23 protein-coding genes are annotated in these 26,383 nt (G+C 36.3%); 14 read left to right on the forward strand and 9 right to left on the reverse strand.

Annotated elements, in window-relative coordinates:
- Window positions 1-31 precede the first annotated feature (31 nt).
- Both MKX29_RS14825 and MKX29_RS14830 read right to left on the reverse strand, forming a co-directional pair.
- Window positions 32-1,231: a CaiB/BaiF CoA transferase family protein gene (locus MKX29_RS14825; RefSeq protein WP_224938811.1), complete on the reverse strand. Its 1,200-nt coding sequence runs from the start codon at window positions 1,229-1,231 to the stop codon at window positions 32-34.
- A gap of 34 nt (window positions 1,232-1,265) precedes the next feature.
- Complete coding sequence (locus tag MKX29_RS14830) at window positions 1,266-1,910, reverse strand: GntR family transcriptional regulator (protein WP_095372189.1); 645 nt, start codon at window positions 1,908-1,910, stop codon at window positions 1,266-1,268.
- Window positions 1,911-2,139: 229 nt separating this feature from the next.
- On the opposite strand from MKX29_RS14830, the gene MKX29_RS14835 reads away from it, so the two are divergent.
- A complete protein-coding gene (locus MKX29_RS14835; protein WP_341108283.1) occupies window positions 2,140-3,930 on the forward strand; it encodes a cation:proton antiporter in 1,791 nt (596 codons plus the stop codon).
- A 386-nt stretch (window positions 3,931-4,316) separates the two neighbouring features.
- Here the strand turns inward: MKX29_RS14835 and MKX29_RS14840 are convergent, their stop codons facing one another.
- Complete coding sequence (locus MKX29_RS14840; protein WP_224938810.1) at window positions 4,317-4,514, reverse strand: hypothetical protein; 198 nt, start codon at window positions 4,512-4,514, stop codon at window positions 4,317-4,319.
- Between the two features lie 96 nt (window positions 4,515-4,610).
- Between MKX29_RS14840 and MKX29_RS14845 the strand changes: the two genes are divergently transcribed.
- Window positions 4,611-5,339 (forward strand): pseudouridine synthase, encoded by a 729-nt coding sequence (locus tag MKX29_RS14845; RefSeq protein WP_341106290.1) that lies wholly within the window; start codon window positions 4,611-4,613, stop codon window positions 5,337-5,339.
- Window positions 5,340-5,408: 69 nt separating this feature from the next.
- Here MKX29_RS14845 and MKX29_RS14850 read toward each other — a convergent pair whose 3' ends face one another.
- A complete protein-coding gene (locus tag MKX29_RS14850) occupies window positions 5,409-5,630 on the reverse strand; it encodes a DeoR family transcriptional regulator (RefSeq protein ID WP_095372193.1) in 222 nt (73 codons plus the stop codon).
- A 406-nt stretch (window positions 5,631-6,036) separates the two neighbouring features.
- Between MKX29_RS14850 and MKX29_RS14855 the strand changes: the two genes are divergently transcribed.
- The 5 genes from MKX29_RS14855 to ytvI all read left to right on the forward strand — a co-directional run bounded on the left by MKX29_RS14855 (window position 6,037) and on the right by ytvI (window position 12,668).
- Window positions 6,037-6,993 carry an ABC transporter ATP-binding protein gene (locus tag MKX29_RS14855; protein ID WP_341106292.1) on the forward strand — a complete coding sequence of 319 codons (957 nt, stop codon included), beginning with the start codon at window positions 6,037-6,039 and terminating at the stop codon, window positions 6,991-6,993.
- Window positions 6,986-8,500 carry an osmoprotectant update ABC transporter permease/substrate-binding subunit OpuFB gene (opuFB, locus tag MKX29_RS14860; protein WP_341106296.1) on the forward strand — a complete coding sequence of 505 codons (1,515 nt, stop codon included), beginning with the start codon at window positions 6,986-6,988 and terminating at the stop codon, window positions 8,498-8,500. Before MKX29_RS14855 ends, opuFB begins: the two co-directional genes overlap by 8 nt.
- A gap of 230 nt (window positions 8,501-8,730) precedes the next feature.
- On the forward strand, window positions 8,731-10,146 hold the full coding sequence (gene pepV, locus MKX29_RS14865) for a dipeptidase PepV (RefSeq protein ID WP_341106298.1): 1,416 nt from the start codon (window positions 8,731-8,733) through the stop codon (window positions 10,144-10,146).
- A gap of 91 nt (window positions 10,147-10,237) precedes the next feature.
- Window positions 10,238-11,104: a D-amino-acid transaminase gene (dat, locus tag MKX29_RS14870; protein WP_251162527.1), complete on the forward strand. Its 867-nt coding sequence runs from the start codon at window positions 10,238-10,240 to the stop codon at window positions 11,102-11,104.
- A gap of 433 nt (window positions 11,105-11,537) precedes the next feature.
- Window positions 11,538-12,668: a sporulation integral membrane protein YtvI gene (gene ytvI / locus MKX29_RS14875; RefSeq protein ID WP_224938804.1), complete on the forward strand. Its 1,131-nt coding sequence runs from the start codon at window positions 11,538-11,540 to the stop codon at window positions 12,666-12,668.
- 42 nt (window positions 12,669-12,710) lie between these two features.
- Here the strand turns inward: ytvI and MKX29_RS14880 are convergent, their stop codons facing one another.
- From MKX29_RS14880 to MKX29_RS14890, 3 genes are read right to left on the reverse strand one after another with little or no spacing between them, the layout of a single operon-like run.
- Window positions 12,711-13,184 (reverse strand): GNAT family N-acetyltransferase, encoded by a 474-nt coding sequence (locus MKX29_RS14880; RefSeq protein ID WP_341108285.1) that lies wholly within the window; start codon window positions 13,182-13,184, stop codon window positions 12,711-12,713.
- Window positions 13,165-13,656 (reverse strand): DinB family protein, encoded by a 492-nt coding sequence (locus MKX29_RS14885; protein ID WP_341106300.1) that lies wholly within the window; start codon window positions 13,654-13,656, stop codon window positions 13,165-13,167. Before MKX29_RS14885 ends, MKX29_RS14880 begins: the two co-directional genes overlap by 20 nt.
- Window positions 13,657-13,678: 22 nt before the next feature.
- A complete protein-coding gene (locus tag MKX29_RS14890) occupies window positions 13,679-14,188 on the reverse strand; it encodes a GNAT family N-acetyltransferase (RefSeq protein WP_341106302.1) in 510 nt (169 codons plus the stop codon).
- A gap of 247 nt (window positions 14,189-14,435) precedes the next feature.
- Here MKX29_RS14890 and MKX29_RS14895 point away from each other — a divergent pair, with 247 nt between their 5' ends.
- From MKX29_RS14895 to MKX29_RS14910, 4 genes are all read left to right on the forward strand, one after another.
- Entirely contained in the window at window positions 14,436-16,373 is a 1,938-nt protein-coding gene (locus tag MKX29_RS14895; RefSeq protein WP_341106304.1) for an FUSC family protein, read from the forward strand.
- Window positions 16,374-16,582: 209 nt separating this feature from the next.
- On the forward strand, window positions 16,583-18,625 hold the full coding sequence (locus tag MKX29_RS14900) for a catalase (RefSeq protein WP_224938800.1): 2,043 nt from the start codon (window positions 16,583-16,585) through the stop codon (window positions 18,623-18,625).
- A 446-nt stretch (window positions 18,626-19,071) separates the two neighbouring features.
- Window positions 19,072-19,305 carry a hypothetical protein gene (locus MKX29_RS14905; protein ID WP_224938799.1) on the forward strand — a complete coding sequence of 78 codons (234 nt, stop codon included), beginning with the start codon at window positions 19,072-19,074 and terminating at the stop codon, window positions 19,303-19,305.
- Window positions 19,306-19,329: 24 nt separating this feature from the next.
- On the forward strand, window positions 19,330-20,586 hold the full coding sequence (locus tag MKX29_RS14910; protein WP_341106307.1) for an MFS transporter: 1,257 nt from the start codon (window positions 19,330-19,332) through the stop codon (window positions 20,584-20,586).
- 78 nt (window positions 20,587-20,664) lie between these two features.
- Here the strand turns inward: MKX29_RS14910 and MKX29_RS14915 are convergent, their stop codons facing one another.
- Window positions 20,665-21,537 carry a TetR/AcrR family transcriptional regulator gene (locus MKX29_RS14915; RefSeq protein ID WP_095372205.1) on the reverse strand — a complete coding sequence of 291 codons (873 nt, stop codon included), beginning with the start codon at window positions 21,535-21,537 and terminating at the stop codon, window positions 20,665-20,667.
- A gap of 154 nt (window positions 21,538-21,691) precedes the next feature.
- Here MKX29_RS14915 and MKX29_RS14920 point away from each other — a divergent pair, with 154 nt between their 5' ends.
- Window positions 21,692-23,212, forward strand: coding sequence for an MDR family MFS transporter (locus tag MKX29_RS14920; protein WP_341106311.1), 1,521 nt, complete (start codon window positions 21,692-21,694; stop codon window positions 23,210-23,212).
- A 385-nt stretch (window positions 23,213-23,597) separates the two neighbouring features.
- Here MKX29_RS14920 and cysK read toward each other — a convergent pair whose 3' ends face one another.
- A complete protein-coding gene (cysK, locus tag MKX29_RS14925; RefSeq protein WP_224938796.1) occupies window positions 23,598-24,527 on the reverse strand; it encodes a cysteine synthase A in 930 nt (309 codons plus the stop codon).
- A gap of 184 nt (window positions 24,528-24,711) precedes the next feature.
- On the opposite strand from cysK, the gene thpR reads away from it, so the two are divergent.
- Together thpR and MKX29_RS14935 are read left to right on the forward strand one after the other, a co-directional pair.
- Window positions 24,712-25,269, forward strand: coding sequence for an RNA 2',3'-cyclic phosphodiesterase (thpR, locus tag MKX29_RS14930; RefSeq protein ID WP_341106314.1), 558 nt, complete (start codon window positions 24,712-24,714; stop codon window positions 25,267-25,269).
- A 12-nt stretch (window positions 25,270-25,281) separates the two neighbouring features.
- On the forward strand, window positions 25,282-26,229 hold the full coding sequence (locus MKX29_RS14935; RefSeq protein WP_341106316.1) for an NERD domain-containing protein: 948 nt from the start codon (window positions 25,282-25,284) through the stop codon (window positions 26,227-26,229).
- Window positions 26,230-26,383 lie beyond the last annotated feature (154 nt).

The following is a 26,383-nucleotide window of genomic DNA, read 5'->3' on the forward strand; positions in this document are numbered from 1 at the left end:
TTTAATATATAAATAGATGTGTTTTTTTCTTCTATATAATCCCTTTTTCTCTTAATTTTGCGATTTGCTCTTTTGTGAGTGATAATTCTGACATTAAAACATCTTCTGTATGCGACCCTAAGTTTGGACCGGCCCACTTTATCTCACCAGGTGTTTTACTCAATTTCGGTACGATTCCTGGCATTTTCAAAGTTCCGATTCCATCAATAGGTACTTCTTGTATCATATTTCTGTTTTGATAATGTGGATCATTTACAATATCTTCGATTGAATAAATCGACCCAGCTGGTACACCAGCCTCATCTAAGAGCTCTTTGACTACAAGTAGTGGGTGCTGACTCGTCCAAGCTTCAATCAGCTGATCTAAATACTTTGCATGTTTAGAGCGACCGATATTATTTTCAAAGCGAGAATCTCTTGAAAGCTCTTCTCTGCCAATGGTTTTCATTAACCTTTTGAAAATCGTATCTCCATTCGCACCAATGACGATATATTTGCCATCCGAACAAAGGTATGTATTGGAAGGAGTGATACCTGGTAGTGTGCTACCCGTACGCTCTCTGATTACCCCATTTCTTCCGTATTCAGGTAGGATGCTTTCCATTAAACTAAACACCGATTCATAAAGGGCGACATCAATGACTTGTCCTTCTTCTGAATGATTTACGTCACGGTGATAAACCGCTATTAGTGCACCAATTACTGCATATAGAGCAGATAGGGAATCACCTATACTTATGCCTACCCTCACTGGGGGGAGGTCGGGATAGCCCGTTATAAAGCGAAGTCCACCCATTGCTTCTCCAATTGATCCAAACCCAGGTTTATCTTTGTATGGTCCATCTTGTCCGTAACCAGACACTCGTACCATAACCAATCGTGGATTAATTTTTTTTAATTCCTCATATCCAATACCCCATTTCTCAAGGGTACCTGGACGAAAGTTCTCAATTAAAATATCAATTTCCTTCACTAATGCGCGGAGAACTTTTTGACCTTCTTCTTTTTTTAAATCCAGTGTAATTGATTTCTTATTCCTAGATTGCACATACCACCAAAGGCTAGTCTCATCTTCTATTACTCTCCAAGTTCTAAGAGGGTCTCCTTTTGTAGGAGGTTCAATTTTAATGACATCTGCACCGAATTCAGCTAATAATTTCGATGCGAAGGGTCCAGCGATTAGCTGTCCCAGTTCAAGAACCTTTAAACCAGATAACGCTTTATTGGACATTTTTTTCACCTCAATGAATGATTAATAAATAAATTTACTTATAGATTGCTTGTAAAGAGAGTAAATCTTGTTCAATATGATTGTACATTTCATTGGCTGCTTTTAAGCTATCTCGTTCTTTAAGTGCGGCTAGAATTTGAGCGTGTTCCTCGATACAACTCTCGTCTCGTATGCCGATTTTAATCCCACTATTTCTGAAATAGGTTACTTTATCACGAATGGTATTAGTTAATGAAACTAAATGATCATTTCCAGATGAGCTTAAGATGATTTCATGAAACTGTATACTAAGTCTTACGACATCCTCTTTCGCCTGCGATAACCATGCTTGTTTCGTTTGATCAATAATGCTTTCTAAAAGTTCTAAGTCAGAATTTTCGATGTTTTTAGCGGACAACTTTGCTGCGAACGACTCCAATTGCTGTCTAATTTGATAAATTTGTATCATATCTGTTAGGGAAGGACTAAATACTTTAAGGGTGTTTCCGTTTTGTACAACTAATTCTTCTTGGATGAGCATTTTTAATGCTTCACGTACTGGCCCTCGGCTAACGTTAAATTCTTCAGCGATTTTTACTTCTATTAATCTTTCTCCTCCAGGATAATATCCGTCTAATAATCTCTTTTTTAAATGCTGATACACTTGTACTGTTAATGTTTCTCTCATAATGGAAATCAAGCAAACCAATCCTTTCAACAAAAAAATGTAAGCGCATTCAATATGTAATTATCATAAGAATATAAATGTATACTGTCAACAGTAAATTTTCAGTATATTTAATATTTTCTAACTAAAGCATTCTTCCTACTTTTTATTGATAATGTGAATGAAAAACAAAATGAAATGTAATTACTAAAAAGGGAGAGAAGTGGATCCTTCGCGTATTTCGTTGAAAGAAGTGAATAAAATGGAGTCATTTGGATTATTAGGAATTATTCTCGTTATTGCTTTAGGGGTCTTTTCGCAGTGGTTATCATGGAAAATTCAATGGCCTTCCATTGTGATTATGTCGATTGCTGGATTAGTAATCGGTCCAGCATTCGGACTATTGAACCCAGAACAAGATCTAGGAAGTCTTTATAGCCCTGTTATTTCTTTAGCTGTAGCTGTCATATTATTTGAAGGTAGTACAACACTTGATATTCGTGAAGTTCGTAGTATTTCCAAATCTGTTTTTCGGGTAGTTACTGTTGGGGCGTTTCTTGCTTGGATACTTGGATCTTTGGCAGCTCACTATATCGCAGGCTTGAGTTTAGAGGTGGCTTTTATCATCGGTGGATTATTTATCGTTACAGGGCCAACTGTTATAATCCCTTTATTAAGGCAGTCCAAACTTAAACCACGAGTGGGTGCTTTATTAAAATGGGAAGGTATTATTGTCGACCCAGCAGGACCACTACTAGCCTTATTTGCTTATGAGGTTATTAAAGTATTAGTAAGTGATACGTTAGGCATGATGGAGCTCGGAAAATTCTTGTTAGCTTCATTATTAGCGATTGTGATCGGTTACATATTTGCAAAGGTTTTGAGCTGGATGGCTAACAAAGGGTTGTTTCCAGAATACTTGAAATCCCCTATTACTTTATCACTTGTGTTCATTTGTTTTGGCATAAGTGAAGTGATTATGCATGAAACAGGCATGCTTGCTGTGACAGTGATGGGACTCGTGCTAGCTAGAGAGAAGAAAAGGGTATCTGCCCTTGGGAATATTAGTCACTTCATTGAAAATGTCTCTGTAATCTTAACATCTACAATATTTATTCTATTAACAGCTTCTTTAACAAGAGAGACAATTGCAGAAGTGTTTAGTATCCAAATCATTGGCTTTGTAATCGTGATGTTATTTGTTGTTCGTCCACTATCAATTTGGATATCAACAATAGGGACAGAGCTAACCAATCGAGAGAAAACTTTAATTGGATGGATTGCCCCAAGAGGAATCGTGGCATTAACGGTTTCTGGTTATTTCGCAACGACATTAATGGATGATGGTTATCGAGAAGCGGGATTACTTACAACATTAACTTTTGCTCTCGTTTTTATTACGGTTTGTGCTCATGGTTTTACATTAGCACCGCTGGCAAAGAAATTAAAATTAGCATCTGAATCAGAGCCAGGTGTACTGATCGTTGGAGCAAGTAGTTTTTCAATTGCTTTAGCATACAAGTTAAAAGAGTTGGGTAATCCTGTACTAATTAGTGACACATCAAGTGGCAAGTTAAAGCTTATCCGAAAAAAGGGGATTGAAACTTACTCGGGACAAATACTAGATGAGCATAGTCAATTCGAAATCGATTTAACACCTTACGAATTCATCCTGGTAATGTCTGATGATCCTAATTACAATGCACTGGTTACACAGTCATTTCTTCCGGAGTTTGGCTATAATAAAACGTTTACCATTGCGACTGAGCGGATGGATGAGGAAAAGGATGGAAGGTTACCCACAACTGTGAAAGCTCATATGCTTTTTGACGAAGAGCATGTGTTCACAGAGTTAAATAAGAAGATAAATACAACTTATTCGATAGAAAGTAAACAAGCAAACGACAATTATGAAAAAATAGAGGAAGCACAAGTGGGCGGTTATCCTTTATGTGTTCGTAAAAAGGATGGATCGATCGCTTTTAAGACCTTAAAGGATTCACCTTCTGTTGATAAAGAAGACATTATCATTTATTTGGAGGAAGTAAAATAAGCACAAGATTGCATGATGAAATCATGCAGTCTTGTTTCAGTTTCTATTGTGTATTAATCACTTATTAAAGGACTTACATAGAATATTTAATAAAACTGAATGAAGAGGTGAGGAAAATGTTAGTTAACAGGAAAAAACACACGTCTCATCACTATGGGCAACAGAAATTAGGTTCCCTTTGTCATTTAAATGAAAACAGACAAAAGCATGGAGATAACAAAGAAATAAAGAAACGTCCTCTCACAAATAGTAAGAGTGTATGATCAGGATGTATGTGTAAGTTACATTATGTTAGGTAGATGATATACTAGGGTTAACTAGGAGTAACTGACATAAAGAGGATATGTAGAAAGAGGAAAAACTTCCTCTTGATCTTTCCTCCTTCCTCAATAAGGGCGAGGAGAGGGTGGCGGATTACTAATACCAATGCGCCGTTCCACTCTTTCTAATCTTCTTTCTAAACGATCGAATTGTTGCTCTAAGCGTTGTACTTGATTTTCTAAACGCTCTATTCTACGGTTGGTATTGCTCGGCGGGAAGCCTGGAATAGGGAAAAACGTTGGTTGTTGACGATAGTAATACATGTTTCTTGCACTCCTTTATCGATAAACTATGATGTTAGTCTATGTTGATAAAGGCAATATGTGCGTAGGAACGATGATATAAAAGGAGTAAGTAAGATGAGAATAGATAAAATGTTAGCAAACTTAGGTTATGGAAGTAGAAAAGAAGTAAAGCAATTATTAAAGCAAGGAGCAGTAAAGGTAAATGGGGCGCAGATTAAAGATGCTAAACAACATATTGATCCAAAACAGGACGAAGTGGGTATTCATGGGGAGATAATTGAGTATAAAGAATACATATATTTAATGATGAATAAGCCTAACGGGGTAATTTCTGCCACAGAAGATACGATGCATCAAACAGTCATTGATCTATTAGAGATGGAAGATATCGTTTATTCTCCATTTCCTGTAGGTAGACTGGATAAGGATACAGAGGGACTATTACTAATAACGAATGATGGTAAGCTTAGTCATCAGTTATTGTCACCAAAAAAACATGTGCCAAAAACATATTATGCCATTATTAATGATAGAGTAACAGAGGCAGATATTCATACCTTTTCTAAAGGTGTGAAGCTTGATGATGGTTATGAAACGAAGCCAGCAAAACTAGAAATATTAAAAAGTGAGACAAACTCTGAAATTCATTTAACGATTACAGAAGGGAAATTTCATCAAGTCAAACGCATGTTTGAGGCAGTAAATAAAAAGGTGATTTATTTAAAAAGGCTTACAATGGGTCCGCTTCAACTTGATGATTCTCTTGCGTTAGGAGAATATCGAGAATTAACGGATGAAGAATTAGAAGAATTATTATCTTATAATCCAAGTAATGAAATGTAAGTACTAAATATACTTTGTAACAAAAAAAGAAGCCTGAATAAGAGCTTCTTTTTTTCGCTTGTCATTTTCTTATGATGACATCTTCACTTTCTTTTGTGTAATAGTCCATTTTCCTCGGCTTGGACTTTTCACCAAGTCATTATAAGCTAAAACATTTAAATCTCGCTGTATCGTACGAGGAGTGATACCGAATTCCTCTACAAGCTCCTGAGTTGTTACAGTTCCGTTTTTCCGAATAAACATATAAACGGATTTGATACGGTTTAACATCCGGTTAGTCGAAGGTTTCAAAAAACCACTCCCTATCCAATTTATAAACCCATGGCAAGTGCCTGCAACCGACAGTTTCAGTTAAGAAACATGTCCTTTCAGTTATATGTAGTCTTCTTTTTCCCGAGACAACTCCTTTTTTGGTTTAACAGAAGAAATAATCAAGATGTCATACTAATTATTAATATTGTAAACCTATTTTCAGATAATTTCTAGTCACTTGCATGATTTTACATTATTTTTCTCTTTTTCCTTCTAAATATACAAAAGCATCCTCCATTCTTTTTAACATCATATATATGGCTAAAGAAGCCTGTTTTATGTTCTAAATATTCAAAAAAATAAAGGAAAAACTTTTTTATTGGTTTAAAGAATGAAATGTTAGGGAAGTTATTATAGATTGAAATTATCTAGTTGGAGGAAACTCATGATTACATTTGCTGGTGTGTCTAAGGCTTTTGGAGAAAAAGAAGTCGTCACTTCTTTGGATTTCTCCATAGAAAAAGGAGAACTATTTGTATTAATAGGTCCAAGCGGCTGTGGTAAAACAACAACACTAAAGATGATTAACCGCTTAGAAGAAACGAGTGGTGGATCAATTACAATAAATGAAAGGAATATTAGTGATTATGCTCTTCATGATTTACGTTATGACATCGGCTATGTGTTGCAACAGATAGCTCTCTTTCCGCATATGACAGTAGAAGAGAATATAGCCATTGTACCAGAATTAAAAAAATGGAATAAAAGTAAAATTCATCAACGTGTGACAGAATTATTAGACTTAGTGGGATTGGATGCAGGTACGTATCGTAACCGAAAGCCAGCTGAGCTATCTGGTGGTCAGCAACAAAGAGTAGGTGTCGCCCGTGCTTTAGCTGCCAATCCTGAAGTGATATTAATGGACGAACCATTTAGTGCGCTTGATCCGATTACGAGAGTGAAGCTACAAGATGATTTATTGTTAATGAAGAGAAATATAAATAAAACAATTGTCTTTGTGACACATGATATGAAAGAAGCGCTAAAGCTAGGTGATCGCATTGCTATTATGAATGAAGGAAAAATGGTCCAAATTGGTACACCCGAAGAGCTGAGGTATCAACCTGAAAGTCAATTTGTTGAAGAGTTCATCACTTCAACTGACCAAACAGTTGATCGATTTGCCATTAATCATGTGATGATTCCTTTTGATACGAGCGATGTATTAATCACTGAAACAGTAACGACAAACATAAGTAAAGAGCAAGTGCTAGATCAACTGGTCACACATGAAAAAATAGCAGTGGAAGAAGATGGTGTTATCGTTGGGATGATTACAAGGGAGAGTGTCATTCAGTTTTTAGCCACTCAAGCGAAAGATGTGGGTGGAGAGTATGAATGAACTTATTAACGTTTTATCAGAGAGACAAGACCAATTGCTCAATGCATTAATTGAGCATATGCAAATTTCATTTATTAGTTTATTATTTGCCGTGATTATTGCAATCCCACTAGGGGTTATCTTAACGAGGAATGAAAAGGTAGCAGAACCCATTCTTGGCATTGCGGCAGTTATTCAAACAATCCCTTCATTAGCTTTACTTGGCTTATTAATTCCCTTATTAGGTATTGGTAAAATCCCAGCTATTATTGCTTTAGTTGCCTATGCTCTTTTACCAATCTTACGAAATACATATACAGGAATTAAAGAAGTTGATCCAGCCTTAAAAGAGGCGGCCAGTGCGATGGGAATGAAATCTGCACAACGGTTGATGAAAGTTGAACTCCCTCTAGCGATACCTGTCATTATGGCTGGAATCCGTACAGGTATGGTTCTAATTATAGGAACGGCAACTCTAGCAGCACTTATAGGTGCAGGAGGCCTAGGAGATATTATTTTACTAGGGATTGACCGCAATGATTCTACACTAATTGTGATTGGCGCTATTCCAGCGGCCCTTTTAGCTATTTTATTTGATTTTATTTTAAGAAGGTTCCAGAAATTATCATTTAAGAAAGCGCTGGTAGGTGTCAGTATTGGAGCTATAATTGCCTTGTTTGTAACGGTGTCTCCTTATATCTTTCAACAAGAGAAAGACTTGAAGATTGCCGGAAAACTTGGATCAGAACCTGAGATTCTTATCAATATGTATAAATTATTGATTGAAGAAGAAACAGACTTAACGGTTGAGCTCCAGCCAGGACTGGGTAAGACTTCTTTTGTATTTAAAGCTTTAACTTCCGGTAGTATTGATATTTATCCTGAATTCACTGGTACAGTGATTGCTGAGTTTTTAAAGGAAGAAGCAGTAAGCACAGACCAAACAGCCGTCTATGAACAAGCGAAAGAAGGAATTCAAGAGGAATTCGATTTAGTTCTATTAGAACCAATGGAATATAATAATACCTATGCATTAGCTGTGCTTAATGAATTTGCCGATGAACATGAACTTCAAACAATATCCGACTTAAAAGCAATTGAAAGCATGATGAAACCAGGATTTACACTCGAATTCTCTGATCGTGAAGATGGTTACATCGGTATTCAGGAGTTGTATGGCTTAAGTTTTTCTGAAGTGGTGACAATGGAGCCTAAATTAAGGTATACCGCTTTGGAAAATGGTGAAATCAATCTTGTTGATGCCTACTCAACTGATTCTGAGTTAGAAGAGTATGGACTAACTGTTCTAGAAGATGATCAATCACTATTTCCTCCTTATCAAGGTGCACCGTTATTGAGACAAGAAACAATTGAGAAATATCCGGAAATTGTTGATCCTCTCAATCAGTTGGCAGGGAAGATAACAGACGATGAGATGCGAAAAATGAACTATGCAGTGAATGTTGATGGGAAAAGTGCCAAAGAAGTAGCAGAAGAATATTTAAAAGAGAAAGGTCTTATCCAGTAGTGAACAAGAAAGATAAGAAAGTCCGAACAATGTGATGGGTTGTTCGGACTTTTAACGTTTATTAAAGAAATGATCAATAATGAATATAAGATGTAGACTTTGAAATAGAAACATACCGTACATATCGTTATATTTTTAAGGGTAGTGTTATAATAACCATGAAAGCACTTACTTTATTAATCCTTTTAAAAGAGAAGGATGTTGATTACATATAGCAGGAGGTTTTTACATTGGGTGATATTAATTGGCAAGAAGAAGTTATGAAAAGAAAGGACGACTTAATTAAAGATACACAAAAGTTATTGCAAATTAAAAGTGTGCTAGATGAGGAAAATGCCACATCTGATGCACCGCTCGGTAAAGAGGTAAAAGAAGCGTTAACCTATCTATTGAATTTAGGTGAAACCGATGGTTTTATAGCAAAAAATGTTGAGAATCTTGCTGGTCACCTAGAGTTTGGACAAGGTGAAGAGTTACTCGGCATACTTTGTCATGTCGATGTTGTTCCTGAGGGAGATGGCTGGTCCAGTGATCCTTATGCTGCCGAAATAAGAGATGGTAAAATCTTTGCTCGTGGAGCGATTGATGATAAAGGACCAACAATGGCTGCGTATTACGCAATGAAAATTGTCAAAGAGTTAGGCCTGGATATGAACAAACGTGTAAGGATGATTATTGGTACGGATGAAGAGAGTGATTGGCGTTGTGTGGACCGATACTTTGAAGTAGAAGAAATGCCAACTTTAGGTTTTGCCCCAGATGCAGATTTTCCTATTATTTATGCAGAAAAGGGCATTGCTGACTTTGACCTTGTGCAAAAAGAAATTATTCGCGGTGTCGCTTCCTCACAAGTAAAAGTGCTCTCACTCCAGTCAGGTAAAAGATACAATATGGTTCCTGATTTTGCTAAAGCATCACTTATGGTTCAATATGAGCCAACTGAAGTTGTACAAATGTATGTTGACTTCTTAAAGGAAAAAGAACTTCAAGGTAAATATTATATGGACAATGGTGAACTTATTCTTGAGCTTGAAGGTGTATCTGCACATGGGATGGAGCCGAATTTGGGTAAAAACGCCGGACTATTATTAGCAGATTTTCTCTCAAGTTTAAAGCTAGATCAACAAGCAGACCAATTTATCGGTTTCATAGCGAAGCATTTTGCTAATGATTCTAGAGGTAATCAGTTAGGTATTGCCTTCTCGGACGATATCACGGGAGACTTGACAATCAATGTAGGTAAAATCTATTACAAGCAACAAACTGGAGGTAGATTGGGTTTAAATATGAGATATCCAGTTACTACTGATATTGAATCTACATTGAAGAAAATTGAACAAAAAGCTCAAACATTGGGGATGCTATTTGAAAACCTAGATGATTCAAGACCACATCACGTAGATGGTGACTCTTTCCTCATTCAAACATTAAAAAAAGTGTATACAGAACAGACTGGGGAAGAAGCTGAATTACTTTCGATAGGTGGAGGAACCTATGCGCGTTCATTAAAAGCTGGAGTAGCTTTTGGTGCGTTATTCCCTGGGAGAGAAGATGTAGCCCATCAAAAAGATGAATATATGTATATTGAAGATTTATTGAAAGCAACGGCCATCTATGCAGAAGCAATATACGAATTAACAAAATAATCTATTGATAAATGCTGTTTTCCTTGGTAAGATAGCGTTGAAGTTTAGCACTTTAAAGGAAAAATGAAATCGTTGAAGGAGATGCTCTATCATGAATTATGTCATTTTTAATGGCAATATCATTGAAAGATCGGAAGCAAATGTTGATATTGAAGACCGTGGCTACCAATTTGGTGACGGAGTGTATGAAGTCATTCGCGTCTATAATAGCAAAATGTTTACAGCGACAGAACATTTGGAGCGAATTATTTTAAGCGCAAAAAAAATTGGCATGGAGTTAACTTATACTGTTAATGAAATGAAAGAGCTGTTAACACAATTAATAACAAAAAATTCATTAGAGCATGGAACGATTTATATGCAATTCTCAAGAGGAGTAGCTCCACGTAATCATCCATACCCTACTTCTGATGTAGCTCATTCATTTGTGGCTTATACGAAGGAAGTAGCACGTCCGCTTGCGAATTTAGAAAATGGTGTCAAAGCCATATTAAAAGAAGATATTCGCTGGTTACTTTGCGATATTAAAAGCTTAAATTTACTTGGTAATGTCATGGCTAAACAAGAGGCTGTGTCAAAAGGATGTTATGAAGCGATTCAACATCGTGGCGAAGTTGTAACAGAAGGTAGCTCATCTAACATTTCTATTATTAAAGATGGAACACTTTACACACATCCTGCGTCCAATCTGATTTTAAATGGCATCACTCGTCGTAAAATGATTGAGGTTTGTGAAAAAGATGGTATTCCGGTAGTGGAAGAGCCGTTCTCGTTAAATGATTTAAATACAGCGGATGAAGTATTTTTATCTAGCACAACTTCAGAAATTACACCTATTATTCAAATAAATGAAAAACTAGTAGGTGAAGGTGTACCTGGCGTTTTAACGAAGAGAATTCAAGGATTATTTGATGCAGCGATTGAAAGCGAATGCGGAAGATTAACAACGACAGTGTAATGATTATCAATATAAAGGGAAGATAGAATTCTTTCTAACCATAAGTAATATCAAAAACTGCACCCCACTTGTTAGACGGTATCTAACAAGTGGAGGTGCTCTTTTATTACTAGCAGGCCTTTTCATGAATAAAGTCAGCTATATTTAATACCTTTCTTGATTGCACACAAATCATTAATCGTCTTCATGAGTATGAAAAAAACCGGGCGTGGAGCTGCTTCTTTAGCTGCATAGGATGCTCAAGCAAATTTCCACTTTCAAGGACATTATCGTAAAATTACCAACTTTAATATCTCTAAATATCCAGCACTTTTCAAAAAATCGTACCAAATTTTTCATGATTTTCGAGTGTAGACTTTTTGTTCTTTCAGAGGACTAGTATATAATTATGACATGAAATAAACAGAAGAATTGAATGAAAAGAGGATGTTTTATGAAAAGAAGTCATGCTTGGATGATTGTACGAGCTGGCGTGCTTATACTCACTTTGGTGTTGGTCGGCTGGTTCGTCATAAAAACATTCACCCTTACCTATCCTTTCTGGTTGGCTGCCTTATTTGCCTGGTTTTTACAGCCCCTTGTTCGGTTATTACAAAGTAAATTACGCTTTTCTTCAGGATGGGCAAGCTTCGTTGGCTTGTTAGGCGGTGTTCTTGTTATATGCGGTATGATTACTGGCCTATTGTTCTTACTAATCGCCAATTTTAAAACCTTTTTCTTGCAAATCCCTAACTGGATAGAGGGCGCTTCTATTAATGTGCAACACTTTTTTAATACGGTTATTTTACCTTTTTGGCAAGATGCGTCAGGGTTATTTAACTCAATTGGTTCGGGTAATAATCAGGCAATGAAGCAAGGAATAATGGAACTTGGTTCACAGGTTGGTTCTATTTTAGGAGATATTGGTCAAGGAGTTGTTGATTGGTTATCTCAGTTGCTACTCAGCTTGCCTACTTTTTTTGTTGCCTTTATTTTTTTCTTATTAAGCATTTACTTTATGGGAAAAGATTGGGGACAATATAGAAGTTTTTTTAGGAGAATTCTCCCTTTTCGTATGAGAGTGAAGGCAAAAGAGTTTAACTTTGCCATAAGAAACCGACTGTTTGGTTTTATACGAGCGCAGTTTATTCTAATGATCGCAACAGGAATTATTGTCTTCATTGGTCTTGCTATTTTGCGAGTAGAAAATATATTTACACTAGCGGTTATTATAGGTATCGCAGAACTTCTACCTTATTTAGGCACAGGGACAATCCTCATTCCTTGGAGTGTTTATCTTCTCATTACAGGAGATGTCAGACTTGGGGTTGGCATTGCCATTGTTTATGGCGTGACATTAGTCGTAAGACAATTGTTAGAGCCCAAAGTTTTATCGAGCAGCATGGATTTAAATCCGGTTGCTGTGTTAATCTCTCTTTTTGTTGGTCTCCAATTATTCGGAGCATTTGGCTTATTTATTGGTCCAGTCACACTTGTTTTGCTTATCATTCTTCACGATATAAAGATTACACATAGTATTTATTACTTTATAAGAGATGGGTTTAAGAATGAAAAAGATGGTTAGTTTGGTGAAATAGAAAAAACGAACAATTTGTTCGTTTTTCATTTACAGTGATTTTATGTACCAACGATCCATAGCTGAATGTTCTGACCCTTTTAGTGGCTCATGAAGTAATTCAAACCCATATGATTGATATAGGCGATCCGCAATTGTTAGTGTATTGTGTGTTTCTAAATAACAATACTGATAATGTTGTTTTGCAAATGTGAGAGCAGTATCCATTAACTTTTTGGATAAGCCCAGTCCTTTAGCTTTAGGTGAAACATATAGTTTTTGTAATTCACATATTCCTTCGTCTAAGTCAAAAGGAGCAATGCCGATACCTCCAATGATTTCTTTTTCCATCTCAACAATCCAATAGGCTGAGCCTGGGGTTTCGTCATAGTATTGATGGAGCGAATCTAATTGAGGATCGTAATAAGCCGTTCCTGGAATAGCTAAATTGGCTGACTCTAATGCTTCTTTTATAATTGCTGCAATCTGTAAGTTATCTTTCTGCTTAATTTTTCGAATATTGATCATAGGAACCTTCCTTAATTAAACGGTTAATCATATTGATTGTTTGCATGTGGATTCCCTCGTGAAAGATGGTTCTGATGAGGACATCCTCAATGGTGCACATACCCATATCAATAGGTTGATATTCGCGATTTAAGATATCACCATAATGATGTTCAATAACTGTCGGTTGGTCACGAAGTAATCCGATAAGATCTTCATAAGAAGGTGTGCATTCATTGAAATCAGTTGGTGTTGTACCGAAACCAAAGAATGAATGATAGGCTGATAAGTCTATGATGACCTCCCTTGTTAACGATTGTATCCATAAGTACTGATCAAGGTAAATATGCCCCATATGCCATCTGATGTTATTGCGGAAACCGAAAGGAATGATTTCTGCTTGTTCTGCAGATACATCCTTGAGGATTGATAGCACTTCCTCACGATACGTGTGTAATTGATTCATAAGAACAGTATGACGTCTGATCAACGGAATCACCTCGTAATATTTGTTAAACCATCTTGTACATTAAAACATCGTCAACATATACATCATGACTAAGCTTAATATCTTTTATTTTTCGTCCTTCTTCCAAAAAGCCCATTTTTTCATAAAGATGGATAGCGGGGTAATTAGTAGAAAACACTCCTAAGCATAATTTTTCAATGAAAGGATGTCCCTCAGCCCATTTAATCAGTGTTTGCAATAATTGCATGCCAATGCCCTTTTTACGATAGCTTGAGTCAACATATAAACTAAAACTACCATGATGAGCTAGTCGGGATATGGATGATGAGCGAAATATTATACATCCAACGACTCTTTGATCAGACTTAGCGACAAAGACAACCGCGTGTTTTTTGCTATGTGTGATGATTGCAGATAATTTCTTTCTTTCTTCAGCTATATTTGCTAAAAATTCATCGTTTGTAGTAATGAAAAAACGATTTTCTTCAACGATCCCTTTCTGCAAAGTAAGAATATCATCTACATCAGCTAACAACGCTTGGTATACTTTCAACAGCAACCACACTCCTTACTTTTGCTACAATCAATAAAATTATACGAAATATTCATACAAATAGTAAAGTGAAAATGTACCATGAGGGTTGCCACATAAGTATTTTGGCAATATGATATACTAATAAATAGGTGAGAAAATTACCTTTTATAGGAATTTATTTACGTTCTATATAGAACATGGGCATCTAGTGTGAATAGATGCTCTTTATTGTTTTAATTTTAAGGTTGTAAGTGAGGTTATATAAATGAGTGGATATACAGAAAAAGGAAATTTTTCGCTTCTTCAACAAGCTCTAAAGGTGAACAAAAAACCTTTTCCATGGGTAAAGGCTTTTCTAGCTGGATTAGCTGCAGGTCTTCCGGTTATTATTGGTATCCTGTTTGGAGAGCTAGAGTATGGTTTATTAACAGGTATGGGGGGGTTTACCTATCTTTATGTATTTAATATCCCTTATGCCCAAAGAGCAAAAAAACTATTTTTCGTTGTCATAGGTATTACTTTATCCTCCTTCTTAGGGACAATTGCTGCACCGTTTCCACTTGCTGTTGCAATCATTATGGGTATAATTGCTGCAATGGCCACGTTTGTCTTTGGAGCGTTACGGTTTACTGGGCCAAGTGCGATCTTTTTTGTATTAGTGTTCGCGATGACTTCTGGAATGCCTACAGAGCCTGAGCTAGCGTTTCAGCGTGCTGGGTTTGTGTTTTTAGGTGGTGCACTTTCATGGGTGATTGCGATGGCAGGATGGTTTGTGAATCCTTTTGGACCTGAAACAGATGTTGTTAAGAGAGCTTATAATGAATTAATCATTTTGATAAAAAGTATTGGTACAGAGCAGTTTGGTGAACAGAGGTATAAAGTGATGTCCTCCTTAAATGAAGTCGAGGATATCTTAATTGCTGGCTACTTACCTCTTAGAAGGCAGAAGAGATATGATCGTTTATATGTGTTAAATGATCATTTGAATCGCATTTTTCTAGAGGTGATTAAAAACTTTTTAAACGAGAAAACAGCGCCACCACAAAAATTAATAGAACAGCTTCAAGTTTTATCGAATTCAGTTGATAAAAGCAGATTGGATATAATTGAAATCGAAGAAGATGAAGTAAGAGGCTGGCACGCCAAGTATAAACAATTATATGCAATTATTAAACGCCTCGATTGGGATACAGAAGATATATCTTCTCATGTGAAAGAAGAAATAGAAATTTCTAAACCCACTGTTAGAAAAGCTTTACTTCATTCATTTGATAAGAACTCGATTGTATTACTGTCTGCTATGAGAATTGGAATTATGACGATCATTGCAGGAATTATCGCTTACCAATTTCATTTTGAACGTTCATTTTGGGTTCCTCTTTCTTGTGTAGCTGTCATGTCTGGAGCAACAGTCGTTGCCACTTATCATCGTGCAATTCAACGTGGAATTGGAACAATAGTGGGGATCTTAATCGCTAGCTTTATACTTAGTTTTCACCCTACAGGACTTGTCATAGCCATATTAATCTTTTTACTTACCTTTATTACAGAATTATTTATTGTGAAAAACTATGGATTAGCAGCAATCTTTTTTACACCTAATGCGTTGATGATGGCAGAAACAGTAACCCCAGGTGATTTTGCTTTTACTTATTTCGCACAAGCAAGAATAATTGATGTTTTTATAGGTAGCATCATTGGTTTATTAGGTGTTTTAATTATTGGGAGGAGCTCAGCCTCTAGTAGGCTACCCCACCTCATTTCAAAAACAATTCGTAGTCAAGCTCAGCTCATGTTTACAATGTTTTCAAACCATACAAAAGATGGTCATGTATCAGAAAGAGAACTATCTAAATTGAAAACAAATATTCAAGGCTTAAAGACTGTATATAATACAGCAGCTGGTGAAATCCCAATCGATCGCAGCGCATTAACCTATTATTGGCCAGTTGTTTTTTGGTTAGAGCAAATCACCTATTTTCTTGAAAAAACAGCAGAAGAGAAAGAGCAGCAGGTGAAATTATCTGATGAGGCTTTAGCGCAACTCTTGTATTCTTATGAATCTTTAGCTAATGCAGCGTACAGAGAGCACGCTCCAGCAAATTTGTCCTTTCCTAAAATGCAAGGTTTATCTAACTTGAAAAATGACATGATTCATCTTCAAAGATCATTACAAATGCACGAAGAAAAGCATCCATCATAGGGTGCTTTTTTTTAATGATAAAACGCTAGTATGTCATAAAAGAAACCTGTATATAGGCGTTGGCATTAAAATGATCAATGTGTTGATTCCCTCTTTTTTATAATTATTATTTAAAAAAAATGATTATTTTTGTTTTAGAAAGAATAGGGAGGGTAAATAGAAACAACTATTCCTTAAAAATAATTACATAATAAAAGGAGAGAATCACTATGTCTAAAAATGATAAAGACAAACAACTTGAAAATTTTAGAAGTAATGACAATAAGGATAAAGACTTAACAACAAACGGTGGAGTAAAACTTTCAGAAGATGATCATTCTTTAAAAGCTGGTACAAGAGGTCCAACATTACTAGAGGATTTCCATTTACGTGAGAAGTTAACACATTTTGACCATGAAAGAATTCCTGAACGTGTTGTTCATGCAAGGGGGTTTGGCGCTCACGGTGAGTTTCAAGTTTATGATGATTCAATGAAGGCTTTCACGAAAGCGAAATTTTTAACTAATCCTCATACGACAACGCCTGTTTTTGTCAGATTTTCAACAGTTGTTGGTTCGCGTGGTTCACTTGATACGCCGAGAGATGCGAGGGGATTTGCAACGAAATTTTATACAGAAGAAGGAAATTATGATTTAGTAGGTAATAATATTCCTGTGTTTTTCATCCAAGATGGTATTAAATTTCCTGATTTAATTCACGCAGTGAAACCTGAACCGCATAATGAAATGCCACAAGCTGCTTCTGCACATGATACTTTTTGGGATTGGGTTTCGCAAAATCAGGAATCTGCCCATATGGTGATGTGGGTGATGAGTGACCGTGGTATTCCGCGAAGTTATCGTACAATGGAAGGATTCGGTGTTCATACATTTAGATTGGTTAATGATAAAGGCGAAGGTCACTTTGTTAAGTTTCACTGGAAACCAGTATTAGGCACACATTCCCTTGTTTGGGACGAGGCACAAAAGTTAGGAGGAAAAGACCCTGATTTCAATCGCCGTGATTTATGGGAGTCTATCGAAGCAGGCGACTATGCTGAATACGAACTTGGTGTGCAAATTTTAGAAGAGAAGGATGAATTTTCGTTTGATTTTGATATTCTGGATCCAACGAAGATTTGGCCAGAAGAAGAAATTCCGGTTCGTAAAATTGGTAAAATGACACTGAATCGCAATGTAGACAATGTGTTTGCTGAAACAGAACAAGTAGCCTTCCAGGTTGGGAATGTAGTACCTGGTATTGATTTTACGAATGATCCATTATTACAAGCAAGATTGTTTTCCTATACAGATACCCAACTCATTCGTTTAGGTGGTCCAAATTTCCATGAGCTACCTATTAATAGACCCGTTTGCCCTTTCCACAATAATCAAAGAGATGGTTATGGTCGCCAAACGATTAATACAGGACAAGCTGCTTATCATAATAATACCCTAGCAAATGGTTCGCCGAATACGGTTGAAGAATCTGAAGGTGGTTATGCTCACTATCAAGAAAAAGTAGAAGGTAGGAAAATTAGAGAACGAAGTGATAGTTTTGAAGATCACTTTAGTCAAGCTACACTGTACTGGAATAGCTTGAGCGATATAGAAAAAGAACATACGATTAGTGCTTTTCAATTCGAATTGAGTAAAGTGGAAAGCCATGCTGTAAAAGAGCGTGTAGTCGAAATGTTTAGTCACGTAAATAGTGATCTTGCTAATCGCATTGCTGAAAAAGTGGGTGTTGATGCAGTTGAAAATAATAATGAGACAACTACAGCGAAATCATCACCTGCACTAAGTCAACAAAACACAATCTTTTCAGCAGCTACACGTAAACTAGCAATCATTGTTACGGATGGATTTGAAGGTGAAAAAGCAAAGTCAATCATCAATGATTTGCAAGAAGCCGGTGTGAACCCATGTATTGTAAGTGACCGTCTTGGCACAATTAGAGGGAGTGGAGGAGTAGAGTTACAAGCAAAACATACATTTGCTAGTGACAGTTCAGTGGTATTTGATGGTGTGTATCTTATTGGTAGTGATGAAGTTGATGCAACCTTTAAGCATGATGCATTGCTGTTTATAGATGAAGCATACCAACACTTCAAACCAATCGCTGCTACTGGTGATGCCATCTATTGGATTAAAGATTTAGATTATCCTAGTGAAGAAGGCATTTTACTAGAAGAACAATCAGGTAATGATTTTGCGAAACAAATAATTGATGCTTTGTCCGCTCACAGATTTTGGAATCGGTCGCAAGTATAATGACTAAGTAGGAAAGCAGAGACGTCATCTAATGGTGTCTCTGTTTTTTGCGTTCAATAGTAAATTTAACTACATGTATCATGCTTTCTATCATACGTAGTTGTTTTATAGAGAATTTCTTCAATGATTATGATGTATTGTTTTTGAAATAGTTGTACTCTCAATTTCATTAATCAAATCATCATTATCTTCTCTTATCTGTTAGATACAGTATAGACGATTAGTGCCATCCAAACGCCGGTAATAGGTCTATTTTAAAAACTCCTTTATAAAATCAACCCCTCTCTTGTATTACTTATTATGCCTGATGATTAATAAATAGTTGAATACCTTAAGGTGTTATGAAAGCTTATACTAGTTGAATGATAATCAAATCATTGCTCACATGTGCCAGAAATAGAGTAAACTAGTCAATAACGGTTGTAACCAAAGGGGATGGAGTAAAATTGAGTGAACATCAAGTGTCTATCATTGATTTTGCGAGGAGGGGACAATCTATTTATATTGTCCTACAAGGGTACGATGCACGATCCGATAAACCATTTGCAGGAGAAGTGAGAATTCTAGGGAATAACATATATGGTGATATGATTCATCCGAATAAGTCACTTTTATCTGAAAGCTGCCGTCAGTTTATTAAGGATACAATACGAAGAAAACTTCAAAATCAAGAAATATAAGATTGAACAAAGTGAGGGGAAGAAATGGGAGAACCGATTCAATCGAGTTATAGTGAGAGTGAAAGAGAGAGATTATATAAAAGAACTTTAACGGTTGTAAGTATTTCTCAGTTGTTTGGTGGAGCAGGTTTGGCTGCAGGCATTACGGTAGGAGCGTTATTAGCAGAGGATATATTAGGAACGCCTTCATATGCAGGCTTGCCAACAGCTTTATTCACGATTGGATCAGCAGTTACTGCTTTTATAGTAGGGAAAACTTCTCAACATTATGGCAGAAGAATTGGACTTACTATAGGTTTTATTGTTGGTGGACTAGGAGCATTAGGGGTTGTTTTGGCAGCTATATTACAGAATATTTTTCTATTATTCTTTTTCTTATTCCTTTATGGAGCAGGTACGGCAACCAATTTACAAGCGAGATATGCCGGCAGTGATTTGGCTAATGAGAATCAAAGAGGAAAAGCAGTTAGTTTAACAATGGTTATGACCACATTTGGAGCAGTATTAGGGCCCAATCTAGTTAATATTATGGGGGAGGTGGCAGGCCGATTAACCATTCCTCCTTTAGCTGGCCCGTTTTTATTATCTGCCCTTGCATACATAGCTGCTGGGATTGTATTGTTTATTTTATTACGCCCAGATCCATTTATCTTAGCGAAGCAATGGGTAGCTGAAGAAGAAAAACAAATGAGTAATTCCGTTATTGCTACCAAAAATGTAAATAAATATCATATCGTTGTTGGGGCAACAGTTATGATTTTAACACAGTTAATTATGGTAGCGATTATGACGATGACCCCTGTTCATATGCTTCATCATGGTCATACACTACAAGCAATCGGAGTGGTAATTGGCGTTCATATTGGTGCGATGTATTTACCATCTCTATTTACAGGTGTTCTAGTTGATCGATTAGGTAGATATTTTATTGCTATTGCTGCAGGTGTTACATTATTGTTATCTGGAATTACCGCTGCCAGTGTGCCTGAAGATTCTTTATTTGGATTAATCTTAGCTTTAGCTTTATTAGGGTTAGGCTGGAACTTCGGTTTAATCAGTGGAACGACATTAATTGTTGATGGAACAACCAATGAAAACAGAGCTCATATTCAGGGAAAAGTCGATGTGTTTATTGCCCTATCTGGTGCGACCGGTGGGTTGCTTTCGGGCATGGTTGTTGCTCATTCTAGTTATGCTACTTTAAGTATAGTTGGTGGATTGATTTCATTCATTTTAGTACCAATTGTCTTCTGGCCAAAGTTAGCAAAAGCAAATAGCTAATGGGAAATGAATAACCACGAACCAAATTCATTTGGCTCGTGGTTATTTTAGATAAAAGCAAAACTGTCCAAGCTGTTTTTATTTTGTTTGTAAATAGTACCAAATCAAATTTGTAAACGTATGAGCTTGTAGTTCGATCTCTGTCTTGTCTAGTGAGGTTTGGAAAGGTTTGAGTAAAGGTAACAGAACAGGTTTACGAATTCGATCTGCTTTTAATTCTGTTAATATCGCATCAAATAAATCTTGTTGATCTTCATCAAATTGGTGCTGTTCTTGCAATTGCTGAGCAAACTCAAAAATTTCTTCAATTTTGATAATCCGTTTATTTATATGAGTTCTTAGCTGATTAATAGCTGAATAATTGAGAAGAGAAACGCCACTAGATTTCATCGTTTGTAAAATCATCTCTAAATAAGATAGTGTCACATCAATAAGTTGTTTTAAATCATAAACATTGTTCGTAATTCTTTTCACAAATAGAAGGTGTTGGAGCATTCCAGTAAATAAGACAACTCCTTCAAACGCGTAATCTCTAGTGTCTTCTCCAAATACCTCAATAACTCTAAAAGTTAACCATTCCATATCGTACACTCTATGTTGTAAAACGAGTTTTTTTAAATCCTTTTCATTTGAATGCAATATCGCTTCAAACAATCGATGAAGATTACTGGCTTCTTGCAGTGTGTATAAAAGGGAGATTTGATCAATAAAGACGTCTCTATCTTTTGTATCTTTCCCCACTTGTAGTGCAATTCTTCTTTGACTTGCTTCATAGCGCAAATCCTCTAATATCTCAGCGATACAATCATTTTTTGTGGCGAAATAATTGTAGAATGTCCCTTTGGAAATATTTGCTGAATCAATAATATCTTGTACAGATGTTTGTTGAATCCCCTTTTCTTGAAACAGTTTCAATGCTGCATCTGCCACTTTCTTCTTCTTGTTATTCATCGTGTATTCCCCACCCTTATGGCTTTCATTATAGATTCTTAAGAAGAGAAATACAATGCAATTGAACTTTTAGTATAAATATGTTGACCAATTTATACTTTGGGTTTAAAATGGTTCAGTACTCGAAATAAAAAAATAAAAAGGATGAGAAAGTATGGATTCAAGTTTACAACCTCAAAAACCTCCGTATTTAATGCTTGCGATATTATTTGTCGGTGCGTTTGTGTCTTTCTTAAATAATTCATTATTAAATGTGGCATTGCCTAGTATTATGGTCGATTTAAATGTAGAAAATTATTCTACAGTTCAGTGGCTGGCAACTGGGTATATGCTAGTTAGTGGCGTGCTTGTTCCTGCTTCAGCATTCTTACTAACACGTTTTAAAAATCGTAGCTTATATATTTTCTGTATGTCTGTATTTACAATTGGTACAGCGATGGCTGCATTTGCACCAAACTTTGGTATGTTATTAGCAGGTCGCATGGTTCAGGCTGCAGGTGCATCCGTTATGGGGCCTTTATTAATGAACGTCATGCTTGTTAGTTTTCCTCGTGAAAAACGCGGTACGGCAATGGGTGTGTTTGGGTTAGTTATGATTACTGCACCAGCCATTGGTCCGACTTTGTCTGGGTATATTGTTCAATATCACGATTGGCGTGTTCTTTTTGAGATGATTTTGCCATTAGCAATCATCAGCTTATTACTATCTATTTGGAAATTAGAGAACGTTATGCCTCAAAATAAAAATGTGCAACTTGATTATTTTTCAGTCGTGCTATCTTGTCTAGGTTTCGGCGGCTTGCTGTATGGATTTAGTTCTGCAAGTGCTGATGGTTGGACAGATACATGGGTACTAACGACTTTAATTGTTGGTGGCATTTCACTTATTCTCTTTATTATTCGTCAAATGACAATGGAAAAACCACTATTAGATTTACGTGTATATAAATATCCGATGTTTGCACTGGGATCAGTGATTGCAATTGTTAATGCGGTCGCAATGTTTTCAGGTATGATCTTAACTCCAGCATATGTCCAGAGTGTTCGTGGAATATCGCCGCTCGATTCTGGTCTGTTAATGCTTCCAGGAGCAATTGTGATGGGAATTATGTCACCGATCACTGGTAAGTTATTTGATAAATTTGGACCGCGTATGTTAGCTGCTGTTGGTTTAATAGTGACAGCTATTTCAACTTATATGTTAGCTAATTTACAAATCGATACATCCTATAGTCATATTGTGATTATCTATGCGTTGAGAATGTTTGGTATGTCAATGGTAATGATGCCAATTATGACAAATGGTATGAACCAAATTCCAAATCGCTTAAATCCACATGGAACAGCAATAAATAACACAGCTCAACAAGTTTCGGGTTCAATCGGTACAGCTATATTAGTAACGATTATGAATAGTGTCACACAATCTGAAGCAGAAAGCTTAATGACAGGTGTAGACCCTACAACAATGACAGAAGCAACAACTGCTGCAGTTACTCAACAAGCGTTACTAGCAGGTATACAATATGCCTTCTATGTATCACTTGCCATTAATATTGTTGCACTTATACTCGTATTATTTATAAAACGAGTGGATACAAGTGAGGAAGCAGTACGTAAGTTAGAAGAAGAGGAAGAGAATAGGCATTCAAAACAAGTGAGTGCAGAAGTATAAGAGAATGGCCATTCGATAAATCGAGTGGCCTTTTTTTTGGTGTTCTAAACATAACGCATATGAGCGGGGAACACGCGAAAGAAATATTGGAGGGTTTCTTTAGGGCACATTGGAAGCACAAGGTACATATTAAATGTGTGGTTTGCATATTACTCAGAAGCGAGAATGGGAATGAAAGCCGAGCAATGCGAACTTGCAAGTCATTTAGCAGGAAAGACACAAATGAAAACTAAAATAGGAAATTAGGGAATCAAATTGGATACACACGAGGTGTGAAAGCTTGGTAAACTTGGTTAACGGGGGATCGGTTTTTAATTTAGGAGTGTAATAATAAAAAAGCCGGACAAATCTACGATAGCATTCGTCCGGCTTTCTAGCTCTATATTCAAATTTTAAATAAATCACTTGATAAATATCGTTCACCTGTGTCACAAACAATGAATACAACGACATCATCTGGTGTGAAATCTTTAGCGACCTGTATCGCTGCGAAACAAGCAGCTCCAGATGATGGCCCGACAAGGATGCCCTCTTTTCGTGCGAGGTCTCTTGTTGTTTGATAGGCGTCTTCGTCTGTGATTTGATGTATTTCATCATAGACATTTGTGTTTAAGATATCTGGTATAAAGCCAGGACTCGTCCCTACTAATTTATGTTTTCCTGGTTCTCCACCGGAAAGCACAGGAGAACCTTTTGGTTCTACAACATGGACTTGGAGTCCCTTATAATAATCTTTCAATACTTCCCCGGTTCCTGTAATGGTTCCCCCTGTCCCTGCAGTAGCAACGAATGCAGACAAATCCTTACCTATTTGTTTCATCCCATCAATAATTTCAATAGCAGTTGAATGCCTATGGGCATCTGGGTTAGCATTATTTTCAAATTGCATAGGGATAAAGCTATTAGGAATTTGTTTAGCTAATTCTTTTGCTTTTCTAATTGAACCAGGCATTTTTTCATCTCCTGGTGTGAGAACAACTTCTGCACCGTACGCTTTTAATAAATTAATTCTTTCTTTCGTCATCGTATCGGGCATAACGAGTATACTTTTATATCCTCTAGCGGCAGCATTCATAGCCAGACCTATGCCTGTATTTCCGCTTGTAGGTTCAATAATTGTCGCCCCTGGTTTTAATAACCCTGCTTGCTCTGCTTTTAGAATCATATTATATGCAGCTCGATCCTTTACGCTTTTGCTAGGATTAAAAAACTCTAGTTTCCCATAAATAGTAGCCCCATTTTTAGGTCCAATTTTATTTAATTTCAATAGAGGGGTGTCTCCTATTAGTTGCGCTAAGTTTTCAACAACCTTCATTCAAGTCGCATCCTTTCTTCAATGCTTTACTCTTTATTATAGTTATATCATATTTAACTTATCAGTTATAAAGGAATTGCTTAAAGGCAAACATGACATCTTACCTATGGAAAAATACTGAAATTCTTATCTGTTCTGATAAAATAGATATAGATAATCAAAAGGAATTGGGAGGATAAAGATGATGGAAAAGAGAAATCCTCATTACTTTTATGCGATTAGTATTCCAAGAAATATACAATTAATCATAAAGCAAAAATGTCTGGCAGTAGAGGCTGATTATCCATTTAAAGATTGGGTCCATGAATGTGATTATCACATTACTCTTGCTTTCTTAGGGGGTGCTTCATTAGAAGTATTGGACGAAATGAACCGAGTGATAGTTAATGATTTAAAAAATATTTCCTCATTTACGCTGTATCTTGAAGGTGTTCAAACTTTTGGGCTTAAGGAACGCCCTCGTATTCTATGGTGTGATATACATAAAGAAAAGCAATTACATGAGATTCAATCAATTGTAAATCAAGTCTGTGAAAAGTATGGTTTCTCACGTGATAGAAGAAATTTCACACCACATATTACATTAGCTAAAAAGTGGCAAGGTGAAAATCAGTTCACACATTTTCCGCCTATTATGGAAACACCATTATCATTTGAAGCTACTGAAGTGGGTCTTTATGAAGTAAATACAGAGAGTAAGCCGAAATATAAAAGAATAGCAACATTTTCATTAAAAAGTTAAGGGGGTAGTAGGGTGGGGCAGTTAATAAAAATTGTCGATTGTATTTCACGATATGAGCAGAATATTTATTTATATCCATCTAGATTTGTAAAATTAAAAAAACAACAATGGGAACTGTTGTTGACCCGTTTTGAAGAAGAAGGAAAAGAGTACCAACTCATAGAGAAAGAACCAGCTCAATATCATAAACCACGCTTGAAGGATAAGTTGCTCAATATTGTAAAAAGAAACAAAGAGACAATGATTGAAGAGGTGGCTGAAGAGGAAACGAATCATAATGAAGAGTCATTTTCATTTACCGCGGACTATCATGTGAGACCTACCTCAACAAAGGAACTTAAGCAAATGTACCTCGATCAATTATTTCGTACACAATTAAAATGGGCAAGCTCAACCTTGTTTTCTGAATCGTCTCTACCAAGAAGTTACTATTATAATGAACAGTTAAAATACTTGTTACAAAGGTTTCCAGATACATTCCTTGTCCTTTTTCAGCCGATACTAAAGCTAGGTCAAGCACCGGTTTCTCTTGATACAATTATTCTCACACCGACAGAAGTAATCTGTCTCCATTTTTTAGACGGTGCTGAATTAACGGCTTATACCGGAAGTGCTGGCCGATTTTGGTTAGCTAAAAAAGAAAATGAACAGAAAATTTTAAACCCATTGATCTCATTGAACAGAACAGTCACAGTAGTCAAGAAAATTTTGGACAAACATGATGTCACTTTACCTGTTCAAAAGGTCGTTCTTTGCCGAGAAGGATATATTGATTATCCATCAGTTCCCTTTGATGTTACTTTAATTGATCGGAAAGAGTATCCGTCTTGGTTCATAAATCAAAGACAAACAATAGCACCGTTAAAAAGTCAGCAGTTATTAGCAGCACAAGCCTTGTTGACTTATGCGGAAAGGATATCATTTGAAAGATCTGAATGGAGTGACATAGGGGAAGGATGATGAATAGGCGATTATTGTCTATCCATACGTAAAAAATGAAATTAAATGAGTGTTTCACTCGTTCAGTCACATGTAAGACAGTCAAGCCAAATACTGTTGTCAGGTAACAGGGTCCGAATAAAAGAGTGTTATTGGTTTGTAAGGCAGTGTTTGT

The sequence above is a fragment of the Cytobacillus sp. FSL R7-0696 genome (assembly GCF_038006865.1).
In the GTDB taxonomy this organism is placed as follows: Bacteria; Bacillota; Bacilli; order Bacillales; family Cytobacillaceae; genus Cytobacillus; species Cytobacillus kochii.